The organism is Demequina lignilytica (assembly GCF_030418375.1).
Classification (GTDB): Bacteria; Actinomycetota; Actinomycetes; order Actinomycetales; family Demequinaceae; genus Demequina; species Demequina lignilytica.
This window is the reverse complement of record NZ_JAUHPZ010000001.1, coordinates 188264-207109: the sequence shown is the minus strand read 5'-3', so window position 1 is coordinate 207109 and position 18846 is coordinate 188264. Positions and strand designations below refer to the sequence as shown.

17 protein-coding genes are annotated in these 18846 nt (G+C 69.4%); all 17 read left to right on the top strand.

Annotation, left to right across the window (positions count from 1 at the left end; all coding sequences use genetic code 11):
* Positions 1-4 precede the first annotated feature (4 nt).
* On the top strand, positions 5-1855 hold the full coding sequence (locus tag QQX13_RS00955) for an autotransporter outer membrane beta-barrel domain-containing protein (RefSeq protein ID WP_301152156.1): 1851 nt from the start codon (positions 5-7) through the stop codon (positions 1853-1855).
* Positions 1839-2648: a prepilin peptidase gene (locus QQX13_RS00950; protein ID WP_301152154.1), complete on the top strand. Its 810-nt coding sequence runs from the start codon at positions 1839-1841 to the stop codon at positions 2646-2648. The genes QQX13_RS00955 and QQX13_RS00950 overlap by 17 nt, the downstream gene beginning before the upstream one ends.
* 61 nt (positions 2649-2709) lie before the next feature.
* On the top strand, positions 2710-3768 hold the full coding sequence (gene pilM / locus QQX13_RS00945; RefSeq protein ID WP_301152153.1) for a type IV pilus assembly protein PilM: 1059 nt from the start codon (positions 2710-2712) through the stop codon (positions 3766-3768).
* Positions 3765-4550, top strand: coding sequence for a PilN domain-containing protein (locus QQX13_RS00940; protein WP_301152152.1), 786 nt, complete (start codon positions 3765-3767; stop codon positions 4548-4550). Before pilM ends, QQX13_RS00940 begins: the two co-directional genes overlap by 4 nt.
* 25 nt (positions 4551-4575) lie before the next feature.
* On the top strand, positions 4576-5424 hold the full coding sequence (locus QQX13_RS00935; protein WP_301152150.1) for a hypothetical protein: 849 nt from the start codon (positions 4576-4578) through the stop codon (positions 5422-5424).
* Positions 5425-5526: 102 nt separating this feature from the next.
* Positions 5527-6711, top strand: a complete 1185-nt coding sequence (aroC, locus tag QQX13_RS00930) for a chorismate synthase (protein WP_301152149.1) — start codon at positions 5527-5529, stop codon at positions 6709-6711.
* Positions 6711-7238: a shikimate kinase gene (locus QQX13_RS00925; protein ID WP_301152148.1), complete on the top strand. Its 528-nt coding sequence runs from the start codon at positions 6711-6713 to the stop codon at positions 7236-7238. The genes aroC and QQX13_RS00925 overlap by 1 nt, the downstream gene beginning before the upstream one ends.
* An 11-nt stretch (positions 7239-7249) precedes the next feature.
* On the top strand, positions 7250-8356 hold the full coding sequence (gene aroB, locus QQX13_RS00920; RefSeq protein ID WP_301152147.1) for a 3-dehydroquinate synthase: 1107 nt from the start codon (positions 7250-7252) through the stop codon (positions 8354-8356).
* 33 nt (positions 8357-8389) lie between these two features.
* A complete protein-coding gene (aroQ, locus tag QQX13_RS00915; RefSeq protein ID WP_301152145.1) occupies positions 8390-8830 on the top strand; it encodes a type II 3-dehydroquinate dehydratase in 441 nt (146 codons plus the stop codon).
* Positions 8831-8875: 45 nt separating this feature from the next.
* Entirely contained in the window at positions 8876-9439 is a 564-nt protein-coding gene (gene efp / locus QQX13_RS00910; protein ID WP_301152144.1) for an elongation factor P, read from the top strand.
* Positions 9439-9861 (top strand): transcription antitermination factor NusB, encoded by a 423-nt coding sequence (gene nusB, locus QQX13_RS00905; protein ID WP_301152143.1) that lies wholly within the window; start codon positions 9439-9441, stop codon positions 9859-9861. Before efp ends, nusB begins: the two co-directional genes overlap by 1 nt.
* Before the next feature lie 117 nt (positions 9862-9978).
* The gene (locus QQX13_RS00900; RefSeq protein WP_301152142.1) at positions 9979-11433 is read left to right on the top strand and encodes an HNH endonuclease; all 1455 of its coding nucleotides are present in this window, start codon (positions 9979-9981) and stop codon (positions 11431-11433) included.
* 110 nt (positions 11434-11543) lie between these two features.
* Positions 11544-12071 (top strand): bifunctional pyr operon transcriptional regulator/uracil phosphoribosyltransferase PyrR, encoded by a 528-nt coding sequence (gene pyrR / locus QQX13_RS00895; RefSeq protein ID WP_301144509.1) that lies wholly within the window; start codon positions 11544-11546, stop codon positions 12069-12071.
* Between the two features lie 2 nt (positions 12072-12073).
* Positions 12074-13033, top strand: coding sequence for an aspartate carbamoyltransferase catalytic subunit (locus tag QQX13_RS00890; RefSeq protein WP_301152141.1), 960 nt, complete (start codon positions 12074-12076; stop codon positions 13031-13033).
* Positions 13030-14346, top strand: coding sequence for a dihydroorotase (locus tag QQX13_RS00885; RefSeq protein WP_301152139.1), 1317 nt, complete (start codon positions 13030-13032; stop codon positions 14344-14346). The genes QQX13_RS00890 and QQX13_RS00885 overlap by 4 nt, the downstream gene beginning before the upstream one ends.
* Positions 14343-15458 carry a glutamine-hydrolyzing carbamoyl-phosphate synthase small subunit gene (gene carA / locus QQX13_RS00880; protein WP_301152138.1) on the top strand — a complete coding sequence of 372 codons (1116 nt, stop codon included), beginning with the start codon at positions 14343-14345 and terminating at the stop codon, positions 15456-15458. The genes QQX13_RS00885 and carA overlap by 4 nt, the downstream gene beginning before the upstream one ends.
* A gap of 2 nt (positions 15459-15460) precedes the next feature.
* Entirely contained in the window at positions 15461-18757 is a 3297-nt protein-coding gene (gene carB / locus QQX13_RS00875) for a carbamoyl-phosphate synthase large subunit (RefSeq protein ID WP_301152137.1), read from the top strand.
* Positions 18758-18846 lie beyond the last annotated feature (89 nt).

Sequence of the window (18846 nt, the reverse complement as noted above, 5' to 3'; positions counted from 1 at the left end):
AATCATGATCAGGTTGCTTGCCGCTGCCCGCCGGGCAGCACGAGACCGCGATGAAGGCGTCGCGCTTGCCATGACGCTCGGGCTCATGCTCGTCGGTACCGTGATCGTCGCCGTTGTTGCGACGGTGGCCGTTGCCAACGCCAACACGACGGCGAAGAGCCGCGCGGAGATGACCGCGTTCCAGAGCGCCGACGCTGCGATTGACTGGGCCGTCAGCATCCTGGCGTCCAAGGCCCACGATGAACTGGCGAGTGCCTGCGCGGTCGAGATCCCGTCCACCATGACGATCAACGGCTACGCGGTGACGATCGTGCAGCAGTACACAGTCTCGGGTTCGGGCGAGTTGAGCGCGGGAACGTGCCCGTCGACGAGCGACGCCACCGAGCGGGTGACGCTCTACGCCACTGCGACCGTTCCTGGGCTGCTCGCCGAGGATGGGCCGCTTGAGCGCACCGCGGTCGCCGAACTGATTCCGGTTCCTCCGCAGGTCGCGCTCGATAAGGCGATCTTCTCCAACTCCTCCGTGAACCTCGTGTCGAACACGGTGCTGCAGGCGAGCGACGGCGCCACTGAGCCCGACGCGCACGTGTACTCGAACGGCAGCGTGACGTGCTCGTCGAACACGGTCGCGGGCGGTACGGTGTACGCAGCTCAGGGCAACGTCTCCCTCGGGTCCGGTTGTGTGATCAGCAACACGATGTGGGCCTCGGGCAAGGTGACCATCGGCAACGGCGCCAAGGTCGATGGTGACGTCTGGGCGGCGAGCAACGTCCTCGCGCCCGCCGGATACGCAATCTCGCTCTCGGGCAACAACTCCGAAGTAACCGGGAGCCTGCTGACCAATGGTGACGTGCTCCTGTCGGGATCGAAGGCGATCACGGGCAACGCGTACACCTCCGGCGGGTCGGTGTGGCTCGACCAGGTTGATGTCGGCGGCAGCATCTACGCGAATCTGAACATCGACCTCAAGCAGGCCGGCGTCGGGACCGACGCGATCGCGGCGCTTGGTGCGATCACCGGAGACAACAACAACAAGACCGAGATCGGGCGTGACGCGACCGCAGCGCTCACCATCACCGGCATCAAGAAGGTGGCGGGAACGACTACCGAGCTCTCGCCCACGGGGGCGTGGCCTGACCCCGCCGAGCCCGCCTTCGACTTCGGCGACCAGGACCCCGGGTATCCGGGCACGATCGTCGCGCCCGCGCGTGAGGACCTTCCCAAGGTCACCATGACTGACGAGGATCTCGCGTTGTGGTCGGCCGCAGGCTTCACGGTCGAGCGCTACTCGGGCGTGTGCACAGCGGATCAGATCGATCCGCTGATCAACGGCGGGCTTTCCGTCGGGGCGGGCCGGGTCCTGGTGTTCGACGGGTGCAGTGCCCCCGTCGAGATCATCACCAAGGACGTCACGCTCTCGACCAGCATCGCGCTGATCTCGTGGACCGGCTTCACCAACCAGAACGCCTCCAACATCACGAGCGGTACCGGAGGAGCGGATCCTACGCTTTACATGATCACTCCCGCCCAGGATGGCAAGAACTGGTCGACCGCGACGGATCAGCCGGCGTGCCCGGCGAGCTCGGAGCTGTACGACATCCGTGTCGGAGCGTTCAAGATGCACGACGTGAAGGTGTTCGCCTACACGCCGTGCGACTTCGACTACAAGACGTCGGTGAACAGCGCGTCCGACCCGTGGGAGGGGCAGATCTACGCGGGATCCGCTTTCCCCGGCTCTGGTGCGTTCAAGCTGCAGATGGCTCGTATCGATGTGCCGTCCGTGGTCGAGGAGGTTCCTGACCTGACCTTGCCCGCAAATCTCACCATCGTCGCTCGCTATGACGAGCGTGGGTGACGGCGTCGCGATGACAGCGCTGGGGGTTGTCGGTGCGTTCGTGCTCGGACTGCTGCTCGGTTCGTTCGCCAACGTGCTGATCCATCGCATCCCACAGGGTCTTTCGATCGTGTCGCCGCCCAGTGCCTGCCCCTCGTGCGGTTCGCGTATCAAGGCTCGTCACAACGTTCCCGTCCTCGGATGGCTGGTGCTCCGAGGCCGCTGCGCTGACTGCAGTGAGCCGATCTCTTGGCGCTATCCGTTGGTGGAACTTGGAACCGGGCTCGCGTTCGCCGCGACGGCGTGGTGGAACGGACTCGACTGGACGCTGCCGCTCCTGCTTGCGCTCGTGTACTTCGGCATCGTCCTCACGGTGATCGATCTCGAGCAGCGTCGCCTGCCCGATCCGTTGACGTTGGCGTTCGGGATCTCGGTCGGTGTAGGGATCCTGACGGTGTCGATCGGTACCGGGGACTGGTCCGGCGCGCTGCGGGCCCTGATCGGCGCGGCAGCCCTCGGCGGGCTCTACCTGATCGCATTCATCGTCTATCCGCGGGGCATGGGCTTCGGCGACGTGAAGCTCGCGCCCTCGCTCGGAGCGCTGCTCGGACTGATCGGGTGGCCCGCGCTCGTCGTCGGGGGCTTCGCCGCCTTCCTGTGGGGCGCGATCGCCGGGGTGGTGGCGATGGCGCGTGCCAGGCGCGGACGCGGCGTCGCGATCCCGTTCGGCCCGTGGATGTTCGCAGGAGCGGTCACGGGGATCTTGATCGGACCCGCGGTGAGCGGGTGGTACCTGGAAATGGTCGGTTTGTGAGGCTTGAGCAGAGCGCCTCGGATGCCGATAGTTCGAACGCAAGGATGAGGAGGGATCACTCGTGGGCACCAGAACAGTAGCGATCGACGTGGGAGCGTCGACCGTACGCGTGGCGGAGGTCGAGCTCGGCTCGGGCCCCGACGGACGCGACGGAGCGACCCTCCACGCGTATGCCGAGGCGCCGGTGCCCGCCGGGATCATTCGTGACGGCGTGGCGCAGGAGCCGACCGCCCTGTCGCAGATCATCCAAGGCGCGCTCTCCTCGGTGAAGACCTCGACCAAGAACGTCACGGTTGGCATCGGACTCTCGAGCATCGTCGTGCGAGAGGTCGACATCCCGGCGCAGCCGATGGACAAGGTGCGGCAGTCGCTCGCTTTCCATGTGCAGGACCAGCTGCCCATGCCGGCGGATGAGGCGATCCTCGATTTCTACCCGACGATGGAGATCGAGGCTTCGGCAGGCATGACGCTTCGAGGGCTTCTCGTCGCCTCTCCGCGAGAGGTGGTGCGAGACGCGCTGTCCATCGTTGAGAAGGGTGGAGCGCACGTCACCGCCGTCGATCACAGTGCCTTCGGGCTCTGGCGCTCGGGCTGCCGAGGACCGCTCATGCAGACGAACGTCGCGTTCGTCGATATCGGTGCCGACACCACCACCGTGGTGATCTCTCAGGCGGGGATGCCCCGATTGATCCGGGCCCTGCCGCAGGGCGGCAACGACGCGACCAAGGGCGTGGCGAACATCGTCAAGGGTTCGGCGCTCGATGCCGAGGCACTGAAGCGCGAGGTTGGCATGGACATGAGCGTCGGGCCGGACAGGCGAGCGATCGCGGAGGCGTCGGCGCATGTCATGAGCTCGCTCGTCGAGGCGGTCCGCAACACGATGGTCTACTTCGCCAGCTCCAACCCGGGCGGAGGCGCCGAACGCATCGTTCTCTCCGGCGGCGGCGCGCACATGCGCGGACTCGGGCAGGCGCTCGCCAGCGCCACCCGTCTCCCGGTGGTAATCGCCGAGCCGCTCGCCGGGCTGAGGCTTGGGAAGAAGGCGGATCTGAGAGCCATCCAGGGGCGTGAGTTCGAACTCGCAACCGTGGTCGGACTGGCGATGAGGAGCGCGAAGTGAACCCCGCAGCCCAGAAATACGGAGCGCCGACGCTTGCCGGGGTCAATCTGATTCCGGCGGACATCGCCGAGCGCAAGAAGATGAGGGCGGTGCGCACCACCGCGATCTTCGTGGTCCTCATCGCGGTTGGGGCCGTCGTGGTCGCATTCCTGCTGGCACTCGCAGCGCGCGGCGTTGCCCAGCTCGACCTCGATAACGCGTCCAACGACCAGGAGGTGGCGATCGCCGAGCGTGACGGCAAGGCGCAGGTGTACACGGACGCGCTCCAGCGCGAGCGCGAGGAGTACACGCTGGCGCAGATCGGCTTCGGCGAGATCGACTACGCCCAGCTCACGGCACAGATCCAGTCCACGCGGTCGGACACCGCCAGCTTCGATTCGATCTACTACCACGGCCCTACGGCGGATTCTCTCGGCAGCGGTCCACGCGACGACATCTATGGTGCCTCCGTCGGAACCTTCGAGTTCGTTGCCCGCGCGGAATCGCAGAATTCCGCATCAGCCCTTCTCCGAAGGCTCGAAGAGCTCCCTGGCATCGCGAACGTGAGGGGCGTCGCCGAGTCGTTCGCAACCGACGACGCCGTCGACTACTGGGAGGTCTCAGGTACCGGTTCGATCACCGCGAAGTGGCTCACCCTGCGTCTGGTGCCGCAGGAGGGGTTCTCCGGCGTCGACGCTGTGACGGTCGTCGAGTCGCAGGAGTCCCAGGAAGGCACCTCGTTGGAGGCGCCGAGCGCGACCCCGGAGCCCTCAGTGTCCCCGTCCGCAGCAGAGGAGAACTGACATGTTGAACTCTCGCTACGCTCCCGTGGTCGCTCTGACCGTCCTGGCTGTGATCGTCGTGGCCGCGCTCGGGTGGTTCATCGCGATCAGCCCCCAGATCTCGAAGGCCGCCGAGTTGGCCTCGACCGCCGATGAGGTCCGGGCCAACACCGATCAGATCATTCTCGCGTCCGACAAGCTCGACCAGTACGAGGCGTTGCTCGCGCAGGAGTCCGACGTGCCGGATCTCATCGCGGCGAACGCGCCTTCGCGGCTCGACCGCGACGCGTTCCGCTTGAGGATGTGGGCGGCTGTCGACGAGGCCGGTGTCAACATCGTGGAGTACGAGATGGCGGATTCGGATCTCGTGGACGGCTGGGTCGTCGAGCCTAGTTCGCTCACCTCGAACCAGGTGGCGGCTCTGTTTCAGACCGGGCCCGTGTCGACCACCAGCGACACGGCTGTGCCCCAGCCGGCCGCTACCTCTGACGCAGGTGAGACAGTGGCGAGCGCGAACACGGGAGGCTGGTCGCCAGTGGTCTCGCCGTTCTCCGGCACCAGTCTGATCGACGGCAACCTGGCTCGGGTGGCGGTGACGATTTCCGTCGCGGGAAGTCCGCAGGAGACCTTCGAATTCTTCGAGGCGATGGCTGCCACGGGTGATCAGCTTTTCCAGATCTATGAGGTGGAGCAGGAGGCGCGGCAGGCCGATGCGTCTGCCCTGACCGGTGTCGAGGACGCCGAGGACGGTGACGTGATCACCACGATCACCGGCGATCTCTTCGTGCTGGACCCCGACGTCTTCCCCGTCGACGAGGGCGAGCTCGAGACGGTGTCGCCGAACGGAGAGGGCTTCATCGAGATCGACGGCGGCGACACGCAGCCGAACGGCTGAAACCGGGAGCCCCGCGAGAGCCGAGCCCCCGTCCCACCAGGGACGGGGGCTCGGCCGTCTCATCATCCGGACGCCCGTCCCACCCGTGGAAGAATGTCGACCATGCTCAGATGGCTCACCGCAGGAGAATCGCACGGCCCGGCCCTGGTCGGCACGCTCGAGGGCCTTCCGTCCGGCGTCGAGATCACCAGCGCCGAGATCCAGGCCGCGCTCGCACGCCGCCGGCTCGGCGCCGGCCGCGGTGCGCGCATGAAGTTCGAGCAGGACCAGGTCACCATCCTCGGCGGCGTCCGCCACGGCCTCAGCCAGGGCGGCCCCGTGGCCGTCATGGTCGGCAACACCGAGTGGCCCAAGTGGGAGACCGTCATGTCGGCCGACCCGGTGGACCCGGAGGAGCTCGGCGGCGCCCGCGGCGCCGCGCTCACGCGTCCCCGCCCCGGCCACGCGGACCTGGTGGGCATGACGAAGTACAACTTCGACGATGCGCGACCCGTGCTGGAGCGCGCGTCCGCCCGCGAGACCGCGGCGAGGGTCGCGCTGGGCCAGGTCGCCGAGAACTTCCTCGAGCAGGCCGCCGGCATCCGCCTGGTCGCGCACACCGTCCAGGTGGGCCCGATCGCCGTCCCGGAGGACGCCCCGCTGCCGCCGGCCGACGCCACGCCCGCGCTGGACGAGGACCCCATTCGGTGCTTCCACGCCGAGGCCTCTGCGGCGATGCTCGCCGAGATCGACGACTGCCAGAAGGCCGGCGACACGCTCGGTGGCGTGGTCGAGGTGGTGGCCTACGGCGTGCCGGTCGGACTCGGCAGCCACGTGCACTGGGACCGCCGTCTCGACGCGCGCCTCGCGGCCGCGGTCATGGGCATCCAGGCCATCAAGGGTGTCGAGGTCGGCGACGGCTTCCGCACCGCGGCGCGCCGGGGTTCGCAGGCCCACGACGAGATCGAGTACGGCGCGGATGGCGTCCAGCGCCGCACCAACCGTGCGGGCGGTGTCGAGGGCGGCATGACCAACGGCGAGCCGCTTCGCGTCCGCGCCGCGATGAAGCCCATCAGCACCGTTCCCCGCGCTCTCGACACGATCGACACCGCGACCGGCGAGGCCGCGAAGGCGATCCACCAGCGCTCCGACGTCTGCGCGGTCGCCCCGGCGGCCGTGGTCGCCCAGGCGATGGTCGCGCTGACCCTCGCGGACTCGCTGCTTGAGAAGTTCGGTGGCGACTCGGTCGGGGAGGTCCGCCGCAACATCGAGTCCTATGTCGCCTCCATCCCGGAGCACCTGCGCTGATGGCACCTCGCGCGGTCCTGGTCGGCCCGCCCGGCTCGGGCAAGTCGACGGTCGCCAAGGCCCTGGCGCGCCTGTGGGAGGTCGAGCGCCGCGACACCGACGCGGACGTCGAGGCCACCGCCGGCAAGGAGATCTCGGAGATCTTCGTCGACGACGGTGAGGCGGCCTTCCGCACGCTCGAGCGTGAGGCTGTCGCGACCGCGCTCGCCGAGCACGACGGGATCCTGAGCCTTGGCGGGGGAGCGATCCTGGACGATGCGACGCAGGCACTCCTCGCGGCATACGCGGCCCACGGGGGAGCGGTGGTCTTCCTCGACGTCACCCTCAGCGCGGCAGCCCCACGCGTCGGCCTGAACAACGCCCGCCCTCTGCTGGTGGGCAATCCCCGACGCCAGTGGATGGACCTCATGGAGGCCCGCCGACCGATCTACGAGCGCCTCGCCACCGTCACCGTCCTCACCGACAAGCTCACCCCGGCCCAGGTCGCGCGCGAGATCGCCGACGCGATCGACCGCCAGGCTCACTGAACGGAGCCCGCATGCCCGCCCACCGCATCGTCCACGTGGCGACGTCCGCACCGTACGACGTCACCGTCGGCGAGAACCTGCTGCAGGACGTCGCCAACGCCGTCCCCGAGTCCGCGATGCGCGTGCTCGTGGTCACCGCAGCTCCGCTTCGCCGCCACGTCGACAACCTCAAGGCGCTGCTAGACGCGCGGGGCCTCACCGTGGTGATCGCCGAGGTGCCCGATGCCGAGGAAGGCAAGTCGGCGGAGGTGCTGGCGTTCTGCTGGGGCGTGCTCGGCAAGTCGGACTTCACCCGCAGCGACGTCGTCATCGGATTCGGCGGGGGAGCGGTGACCGACCTCGCCGGGTTCGTGGCTGCCACCTGGCTGCGCGGGGTGGGCGTCATCCAGGTCCCCACCACGCTGCTGGCGATGGTCGACGCGGCGGTCGGCGGCAAGACCGGCATCAACACGGCCGAGGGCAAGAATCTCGTGGGCGCGTTCCACGAGCCGCTGAGCGTGTGGTGCGACGTGCGTGCCCTCGACACGCTCCCGCAGCACGACCTGGTCGCGGGCATGGCCGAGGTGGTGAAGTGCGGCTTCATCCGCGATCCCAGGATCCTGACGATCGTCGAGGAGAACCTGACGATGCTGCGGGGCGAGGGCCGCGGCGGCGGGCTGGACGAGGCGACGCGAGCCGTCCTCGTCGAGCTCATCACGCGCGCGATCCAGGTCAAGGCCGACGTGGTCTCGGCGGACCTCAAGGAGTCCTACCTCCGCGAGATCCTCAACTACGGCCACACGTTCGCCCACGCGATCGAGTACACCGAGCGGTACCAGTGGCGCCACGGCGCGGCGGTGTCCGTCGGCATGGTCTTCGTCGCCGAGCTCGCCCACCTCGCGGGCAAGCTCACCGAGGAGGAGGTGGACCGCCACCGCGTGATCCTCTCCGGGCTGGGGCTACCGACCACCTACCCGGGGCACCGTTGGGACGCGCTGCTCACGGCCATGCGCCGGGACAAGAAGACGCGCGGCGACCTCCTGCGGTTCGTCATCCTCAACGGGCTCCAGAACCCCGTCCGCCTCGAGGGTCCGGACCCCGCCATCCTCCAGGGGGCCTACGCGGCCGTGTCGGCCTGAGGCCGCCGCGCATCGTCCCGCTACGCTGACGGCATGAACGTCCTGGTCGTCAACGGTCCCAACCTCCGCCGCCTCGGCACGCGCGAGCCGGAGAAGTACGGCACCACCACGCACGACGAGCTCGCCGTGCTCGTCACCCAATGGGGCGCCGACCTCGGCCTCGACGTCGAGGTCCGCCAGTCCGACGACGAGGCGGACCTGGTCCACTGGATGCACGAGAGCGTCGATGCCGGCACCCACGTGATCCTCAACCCGGCGGCGTTCACGCACTACTCGTACGCCCTGCGCGACGCCTGTGCGCTGGTGAGCTCCGCGGGGCTGGCGCTCGTGGAGGTGCACCTCACCAACCCGCACGCCCGCGAGACCTTCCGCCACACGAGCGTGATCTCGGGCGTGGCGTCGGGCACCATCGCGGGCTTCGGGATCGACTCGTACCGGCTCGCCCTCGAGGCCGTCGCGCGGCGCGTCGGCTAGAATCGTCTGCGGACTAATCCCAGAAACTTCTGTAAGGACACCCCTGTGGCGACTTCGAACGACATCAAGAACGGCTCCGTGCTCAACATCGACGGCAACCTCTGGTCCGTCATCGAGTTCCAGCACGTGAAGCCCGGCAAGGGCGGCGCCTTCGTCCGCACCAAGCTGAAGAACGTGCTCACGGGCAAGGTGGTCGACAAGACCTACAACGCCGGCGCCAAGGTCGAGTTCGAGACCGTCGACCGTCGCGACATGCAGTACCTGTACTTCGACGGCACGTCCTACATCTTCATGGACCCGCAGACCTTCGACCAGATCCCGGTCTCCGAGGCCGTCATGGGCGACGCGACCGACTACCTGCTCGAGAACGAGTCCGCGGTGATCGGCTCCAACAACGGCAACCCGATCTTCCTCGAGCTCCCGGGCTCCGTGGTCCTCGAGGTCACCTACACCGAGCCGGGCCTCCAGGGCGACCGCTCGTCGGGCGGCACCAAGCCCGCGACGCTGCAGACCGGCAAGGAGATCCAGGTCCCGCTGTTCCTCGAGGTCGGCACCAAGGTCAAGGTCAACACCTCGACCGGCGAGTACCAGTCGCGCGTCAACGACTAGTGGCCGCTCGCACCAAGGCGCGCAAGCGCGCGCTCGACATCCTCTTCGAGGCCGACCAGAAGGGCTCGAACGTCCTCGCGGTGCTCGAGGATCGCCTCCGCGACTCGGGCCGCGAGACCCCGCTCCCGCCGTACTCCGAGGAGATCGTCCGCGGCGTCGTGCACTGGTGGGTCGAGCTCAACTCGATCATCCAGCAGGCCTCGCCCGAGTGGACGCTGCCGCGCATGCCCGCCGTGGACCGGGCGCTGCTGCGCATCGGCGCGTGGGAGATCCTCTGCAACGACGAGGTGGGCATCGGCACCGCGATCGACGAGGCCGTGAAGCTCGCGGCGGACCTGTCCACCGACGACTCGCCGTCCTTCATCAACGGCGTGCTCGGCACCGTGGCGCGCGAGGCGCCGGCGCTCAAGTCTGCCGACTAGCGCCGCATCCTGTGTGAGGAGGGGCCTGTGCCGATCGGCACGGGCCCCTTCACTCTTTCTGTGGACGGTCTCCGATTTGTCCGTTTCGATGTCAGACCCCTCCGGTTGACTGTTCTCATGGCACAGACCACCGGCACCGAGACCCTCGCGCAGCTTCGCGCCCGGGCCGAGTCAGCCGATGGACTGACAGATCCCGAGATCGAGGCGTTCATGGAGCGCATGGTCGATCACCGACGCGAGGTCGACGTGATTCTCGCGCTCCTCGCATGCCATGTGAAGAAGCGTTCAGCCGCACGTTCCGGTGCGGCGCGTCGGCGTGGCTTCCAGACCAGCGCCCAGATGACCGCCGCCAAGATCGGCGGCACGGTCGCGGAGGCGCAGCGCCTCGAGGACATGGGCGAGGTCCTGCTCGCCGCCCAGGACGGGGACGATGCGGGGGAGAAGCACGGCGGGAAGCCGGACGATGCGGGCGCCCAGAACGAGGGACAGGAGCAGTTCTCGTCGAAGCAGAAGACTGCGGGCCCGTCCTTCCCCCACCTCGGGGAGGCCGTTCGCGACCGTCGAGTGGGTCCCGACGCGGCCGCGCTGATCCGCTCGCTGCTGCTCCGGCACCCCGAGGCGCGCGAGGCGTCGGGTATGAAAGTCGACCCTGCGGTGAGGCAGACCCGGCTCGGCAAGCTGCCCCTCGCCGCGGTGGAGCGGGCGACGGTCGACAAGTGCGCAGGCCTGCCGCTGCGGTCCGTGCGGAGCCTGATCACCCGGCTCGAGGCGGATCTCACGCCCCCGCCTGAAGCCGAGCGGGACTACGAGGAGCTTCGGCGTCGCCGATTCGTCACGGTGCGGGAGGATCGCGACGGCATGGTGCAGATCAACGCGCTGCTCGACCCGCTCACCGCCGCGCCGCTGCTCGCGTCGATGCGCGGCTACGTCAAGGGCGCCATGAAGCGGAACCAGGACGACCGTGGCGGCGACGACCGCACCCCCGAGCAGATGCGCGCCGACGCGCTCGGGTGGCTCGGCCGCCATGCCACGTCCTGCCGCGCGCCGCACGACGGCATCAAGACCACCGTCAACATCCGCATGACCCTCGAGGAGCTGCAACGTGCCACGGGACACGGCACCGTGGACGGGGTCTCACGCCCGATCCCTGCCGCCGTCCTGCGTCGAGAGGCCGCCGATGCCTGCGCGATCCCGACGGTCCTGGGCGGGCGGTCCGAGATCCTCGACCACGGCACCGCGGAGCGGCCGTTCACGCGGCCGCAGCGCCGGGCGCTGATCGAGAGGGACGGCGGATGCGCCTGGTGTCAGGCGCCTCCCGACTTCTGCGACGCGCACCATCTCACCTACTGGCGCAACGGTGGTCGGACGGACCTGGACAACGGGATCATGCTCTGCGTCGGTTGCCACACCTGGATCCATCGAGACGGGTGGCAGATCCGGATGGTCGACGGCAGACCCTGGTTCATCCCGCCCGCCGACGTCGACCCGGCACGGCGACCGCGGCCCGGCGGGAGGCATGCCTCGACCGTGAGCGACGAGGATGTCGCGGCAGCGCTGGCGGACGTGGCGTGAACGAGCCGTGCGACCAGGCCGCGTCGGGTAGGCTGTCCCCGCAACCCAGACATCCTTTAAGGACCGTCCAGAGAGGCGGGGAAGGAGGTCGCCAGGTGACTGGCACCATCATGGGGGCAGCGGACATCTCCCGCGCCCTGACACGCATCGCCCACGAGATCGTGGAGCGCAACGACGGCGCCGCCGACGTGGTCCTCATGGGGATCCCCACGCGCGGCCTTCCGCTCGCGCATCGTCTCGCCGCCCGCATCGCGGACATCGATCCCGGCTTCGACGCCGAGACCGCCTGCGGCGCCCTCGACATCACCATGTACCGGGACGACCTCTTCAAGAACCCTACCCGCACCATCGGCACCACCTCGGTGCCGGACGCCGGGATCGACGATGCGGTGGTGGTCCTGGTCGACGACGTCTTCCACACCGGACGCACCATCCGCGCCGCGCTCGACGCGATCCGCGACATCGGCCGCCCGCGGGCCGTCCAGCTCGCCGCCCTGGTGGACAGAGGCCACCGCGAGCTCCCGATCCGCGCCGACTTCGTGGGCAAGAACATCCCCACCGCCCGCTCGGAGCGCGTCAACGTGCACCTCGAGGAGCTCGACGGCGAGGACGCCGTCCTGCTGACCAAGGGGGCGTGACCATGCGCCACCTCCTCGGCACCACCGACCTGAGCCGCGAGAACGCGATCCTCCTGCTCGACACCGCCGCCCAGATGGCCGCCACCCAGGAGCGCGAGGTCCGCAAGCTCCCGACGCTGCGCGGCAAGACCGTGGTCAACCTGTTCTTCGAGGACTCGACCCGCACCCGCATCTCCTTCGAGGCCGCCGCCAAGCGCCTCAGCGCGGACGTCATCAACTTCTCCGCCAAGGGCAGCTCCGTGTCCAAGGGCGAGTCCCTCAAGGACACCGCCCTCACGCTGCAGGCGATGGGCGCCGACGCCGTCGTGGTGCGCCACTGGGCCTCGGGCGCCGCCTACCAGCTCGCCCACGGCGGCTGGCTCCACGGCAGCGTCCTCAACGCCGGCGACGGCACCCACCAGCACCCCACCCAGGCCCTGCTCGACGCCTTCACCGCCCGCCGGCACCTGGTCGCCGACCCGACCGGCCAGGGACTCGACGGGCTCACGGTCGCGATCGTCGGAGACGTGCTCCACAGCCGCGTCGCCCGCTCGAACGTGCACCTGCTGAACACGCTGGGCGCGCGCGTGGTCCTGGTCGCCCCGCCCACGCTGGTCCCCGTCGGCATCGAGCCCTGGCCCTGCACCGTGGTCCACACCCTCGACCAGGCGATCGAGACGTACGACATCGACGCGCTCATGATGCTGCGCGTCCAGCGCGAGCGGATGAGCGGCGGGGGAGACGCCTTCTTCCCCAGCCCCGCCGAGTACTCGCGCATCTACGGCCTCGACGCCGACCGCATGAACCGCCTGCCGGACCACGCCATCGTCATGCACCCCGGCCCCATGAACCGGGGCCTCGAGATCTCGGCCGAGGCCGCGGACTCGCCCCGCTCCGTGATCGTGGAGCAGGTCGCGAACGGCGTCGCCGTCCGCATGGCCGCCCTGTACCTGCTGCTTGCCGGAGAGGAGGGCGCGCAGTGAGCCGCCCCATCGTCATCAAGAACGCGTCGCTGTACGGCGACACCCCCGCCACCCTCCTGATCGAGGACGGCGTCATCACCGCGGTCGCCCAGGACGCTGCCGATGTCGCGGCGCCGGACGATGCGGTGGTCATCGAGGCGGAGGGCCTCGTGGCCCTTCCGGGCCTGGTGGACCTTCACACCCACCTGCGCGAGCCCGGCCGCGAGGACGCCGAGACCATCGAGACCGGCTCGCGCGCCGCGGCTCGAGGCGGCTGGACCGCGGTCCACGCGATGGCCAACACCAATCCCGTCGCCGACACCGCCGGCGTGGTCGAGCAGGTCTACAGCCGGGGCCAGGAGATCGGCCTCGTGGACGTGTTCCCGGTGGGTGCCGTCACCGTGGGCCTCAAGGGCGAGCACCTGTCCGAGATGGGCGCCATGGCGAACTCGAAGGCGCGCGTCCGCCTGTTCTCCGACGACGGCGTCTGCGTCTACGACCCCGTCATCATGCGTCGCGCGCTCGAGTACGTGAAGGCGTTCGACGGCGCCGTGGTGCAGCACGCCCAGGACCTGCGCCTGACCGAGGGCTCCCAGATGCACGAGGGCGTCGTCAGCGCCGAGCTCGGGCTGGCGGGCTGGCCCGCCGTCGCCGAGGAGTCGATCGTCGCCCGCGACGCGCTGCTCGCCGAGCACGTCGGCTCCCGCGTCCACGTCCAGCACCTCAGCACCGCCGGCTCGGTCGAGATCATCCGCTGGGCGAAGGCCCGCGGCATCAACGTCACCGCCGAGGCCACGCCGCACCACCTGCTGCTGACCGACGAGTCCGCTCGCACCTACGACCCGCTGTTCAAGGTCAACCCGCCCCTGCGCACCCAGGCCGACGTCGACGCCCTCCGCGCCGCCGTGGCCGACGGCACCATCGACATCATCGCCACCGACCACGCCCCGCACGCGAGCGAGGACAAGGACTGCGAGTGGGCCGCCGCTTCGTTCGGCATGCTGGGTCTCGAGACCGCGCTCGGCGTCATCCAGAAGGTGCTGGTCGACACCGGCGCCGCGACCTGGCGCGACGTCGCCCGCCTCATGTCCGAGACCCCGGCCCGCATCGGCCTGGTCGACGACCGTCACGGCCGCCCGCTCGCCGCCGGCGAGCCCGCCAACATCACGCTGGTCGACCCGAACGCCGCCTGGACCGTCGACGCCGCCCAGCTGGCGTCGCGTGCCCGCAACACCCCGTACGGTGGCATCGAGCTGCCGGGCCGCGCAGTGGCCACGTTCCTGCGCGGCGTCCCCACCCATCTCGACACGCAGCTGGAAGGAGCCTTCGCATGAGGGCAGTGCTCGTCCTGGAGGACGGCCAGACGTTCGAGGGTCGCGCGTACGGCGCGACCGGCGAGACCCTCGGGGAGATCGTCTTCAACACCGGCATGACGGGGTACCAGGAGACCCTCACCGACCCGAGCTACCACAAGCAGATCGTCGTGATGACGGCGCCCCACATCGGCAACACCGGCGTCAACGACGAGGACGACGAGTCCCGCCAGTACTGGGTCGCCGGCTATGTGGTCCGCGACCCCGCCCGCCGCCCCTCCAACTGGCGCGCCCAGCGCAGCCTTGACGAGGACCTGGTCGCCCAGGGGATCGTCGGGATCTCCGGCATCGACACCCGCCAGCTCACCCGCGTGCTCCGCACCGCGGGCGTGATGCGCGCCGGCATCTTCTCCGGAGACGCGCTGGAGTCGGACGATGCGCTCCTCTCCAAGGTGCGCGGCGCCGCCGAGATGAAGGGCGCCCACCTCGCGGACGAGGTCAGCGTCGCCGAGCCCTATGTGGTCGAGCCGGTGGGGGAGCACAAGGCCCACGTGGTCGCGGTCGACCTGGGCATCAAGGCGATGACCCCCGAGCAGATGGCCCAGCGCGGCATCAAGGTGACGGTGGTGCCCTCGGCGACCACCGCATCGTCCATCCTGGCGATGAACCCGGACGGCGTCTTCTTCTCGAACGGCCCCGGCGACCCGGCCGCCGCCGAGCGCGCCGTCGCCACCCTGCGCGAGGTGCTCGACGCCAAGGTGCCGTTCTTCGGCATCTGCTTCGGCAACCAGATCCTGGGCCGCGCGCTCGGCTACGGCACCTACAAGCTGCAGTTCGGCCACCGCGGCATCAACCAGCCCGTCATGGACCGCACCACCGGCAAGGTGGAGATCACCGCGCACAACCACGGGTTCGCCGTCGACGCGCCGCTCGAGGGCGACTCGCAGTCGCCGTCCGGCTACGGCCGCGTCAAGGTCAGCCACGTGTGCCTGAACGACGACGTGGTCGAGGGCCTCGAATGCCTCGACATCCCGGCATTCTCCGTCCAGTACCACCCGGAGGCCGCGGCCGGTCCGCACGACGCCTCGTACCTCTTCGACCGCTTCCTCGACCTCATGAAGGGTGAGCGCTGAGCATGCCCAAGCGCGACGACATCAACTCCGTCCTCGTCATCGGCTCCGGGCCGATCGTCATCGGTCAGGCCTGCGAGTTCGACTACTCCGGCACCCAGGCCTGCCGCGTCCTCAAGTCCGAGGGCGTCCGCGTGATCCTCATCAACTCCAACCCGGCCACGATCATGACCGACCCGGAGTTCGCCGACGCCACCTACGTCGAGCCCATCACCACCGAGTGCATCGAGCGGATCATCGAGAAGGAGCGCCCCGACGCGCTCCTCCCGACCCTCGGCGGTCAGACCGCCCTCAACGCCGCCATCGCCGTCGCGGAGGCGGGCATCCTCGAGAAGTACGACGTCGAGCTGATCGGCGCCAACCTCGAGGCCATCAACCTGGGTGAGAACCGCGAGCTGTTCAAGGGCGTGGTCGAGCGCTGCGGCGCCGACTCCGCGAAGTCCGTCATCTGCCACACCATGGACGAGTGCCTCGCCGCAGCCGAGGAGCTCAACTACCCCGTGGTGGTCCGTCCCTCCTTCACGATGGGCGGCCTGGGCTCGGGCTTCGCGTACGACGAGGCCGACCTCCGCCGCATCGCCGGCGCCGGGCTGCACTACTCGCCGACCACCGAGGTGCTCCTCGAGGAGTCCATCCTCGGCTGGAAGGAGTACGAGCTCGAGCTCATGCGCGACAAGCACGACAACGTCGTGGTGGTCTGCTCGATCGAGAACGTCGACCCCGTGGGCGTCCACACCGGAGACTCCGTCACCGTGGCTCCCGCGCTGACCCTGACGGACCGCGAGTACCAGCGCATGCGCGACGTCGGCATCGCGATCATCCGCGAGGTGGGCGTCGACACCGGCGGCTGCAACGTGCAGTTCGCCGTCGAGCCCGACACGGGCCGCCTGATCGTGATCGAGATGAACCCGCGCGTGTCGCGCTCCTCGGCGCTGGCGTCGAAGGCGACCGGCTTCCCGATCGCCAAGATCGCGGCCCGCCTCGCGATCGGCTACGCGCTCGACGAGATCCCGAACGACATCACCGGCTCCACGCCGGCGAGCTTCGAGCCCACCCTCGACTACATCGTGGTCAAGGTGCCCCGCTTCGCGTTCGAGAAGTTCCCGGCCGCCGACCCGGTGCTCACGACCACCATGAAGTCGGTGGGCGAGGCCATGTCCCTGGGACGCTCCTTCACCGAGGCGCTCGGCAAGGCGCTCCGCTCGATCGACAAGAAGGGCATGAACTTCCACTGGGACGGCCCGGCGCCCGCGGGCGACGACCTCGCCGAGCTGATCGAGGCCATCACGGTCCCCACGGAGAAGCGCTTCATCCAGGTGCAGCAGTGCCTGCGCGCCGTCGAGGCCGGCACCATCGCCCTCGAGGACGTCTTCGACGCCTGCCGCATCGACCCCTGGTTCCTCGACCAGATGCTGTTGATGAACGAGGTCGCGACCCGCGTGGCGACCGCGACGGCGCTCGACGCCAAGGTGCTGCGCGAGGCCAAGTCGCACGGCCTGTCCGACCAGCAGATCGCGGACCTCCGCGGCCTCAAGGTCAACGAGGTGTTCCAGATCCGCAAGGCCCTGGGCGTGACCCCCGTGTTCAAGACCGTGGACACGTGCGCCGCCGAGTTCGAGGCCCGCACGCCGTACCACTACAGCTCGTACGACGCCGAGACCGAGGTGCAGCCCCGCGACCGCGAGGCCGTGATCATCCTGGGCTCGGGTCCGAACCGTATCGGGCAGGGCATCGAGTTCGACTACTCGTGCGTCCACGCCGCTCTGACGCTCAAGGACCGCTACGAGACCATCATGGTCAACTGCAACCCCGAGACCGTCTCCACCGACTACGACACCGCGAACCGCCTCTACTTCGAGCCGCTGACGTTCGAGGACGTCATGGCGATCTACGAGGCGGAGAAGGCCGTGGGCCCGGTGAAGGGCATGTTCGTCCAGCTGGGCGGTCAGACCCCGCTGTCCCTCGCGCAGCGCCTCGCCGACGCGGGCGTGCCCATCCTGGGCACCAGCCCCGAGGCGATCGACAACGCCGAGGACCGCGCCGCCTTCGGCCGCGTGCTCGACGCCGCCGAGCTGCCCGCCCCCGCCTACGGCACGGCCCACGGCATCGACCAGGCCGTCGAGATCGCCGAGTCCATCGGCTACCCGGTGCTGGTGCGCCCCTCGTACGTGCTCGGCGGCCGCGGCATGGAGATCGTCTACGACCGGGCCCAGCTCGAGGACTACGGCACCCGCATGGACTCGATCGGCGACCACGCCACGGACGCGCCTCTGCTGGTGGACCGCTTCCTCGACGACGCGATCGAGATCGACGTCGACGCCCTGTACGACGGCGAGGAGATGTTCCTCGGCGGCGTCATGGAGCACATCGAGGAGGCCGGCATCCACTCCGGCGACTCCGCCTGCGTGCTGCCGCCGTTCTCGCTGTCGAAGGCGGAGCTCGACCGCATCCGCGTGTCCACCGAGGCTCTCGCCAAGGGCATCGGCGTGCGCGGCCTCATGAACGTCCAGTACGCGCTCGTGTCCGACGTGCTCTACGTCCTCGAGGCGAACCCGCGCGCGTCGCGCACCGTGCCGTTCGTCGCCAAGGCCACCGGGATCCCGCTCGCGAAGGCGGCCTCGGAGGTCATGGCCGGCGCGACCATCGCCGAGCTGCGCGCCTCCGGCATGCTGCCCGAGCACGACGCGGCCACGGTCGACATGGCCCAGCGCGTCGCCGTGAAGGAGGCCGTGCTGCCCTTCAAGCGCTTCCGCACCCACGAGGGGATCGCGGTCGACTCCGTGCTCGGCCCCGAGATGCGCTCGACCGGCGAGGTGATGGGCTTCGACGAGACCTTCCCGCTCGCGTTCGCGAAGTCGCAGGCCGCCGCCTTCGGCGGGCTGCCCACGGGCGGCAAGGCGTTCATCTCGATCTCCGACCGCGACAAGCGCTCGATCACCTTCCCGGTGGCGCGTCTGCGCCAGCTCGGCTTCGAGATCCTCGCGACCGCCGGCACCGCGCAGGTCCTCCAGCGCATGGGCATCCCCTCGACCGTGGTCCGGAAGAACTCGGAGGGCCGTGGCCCCCATGGCGAGCCGACCATCGTCGACCTCATCCACGAGGGCGGCGTCGACCTGATCGTCAACACCCCCTCGGGCCAGGGCGCGCGCGCCGACGGCTACGAGATCCGCGCCGCGGCGACCGCTGCCGACATCGCGATGGTCACCACCACGCAGCAGCTCTCGGCGGCGGTGCTCGCCATCGAGGCGCTGCAGGCCGGCCCCTTCGACGTCCTCAGCCTGCAGGACGCCGCCGCCGGCTGATGCGGCACCCGGGGACGCGCCGGGCGGGTTCGCACCCGCGTGGCGCGTCCCCTGCGCATGTTCAAATTCGCAGGTAGAGTGATTGATGA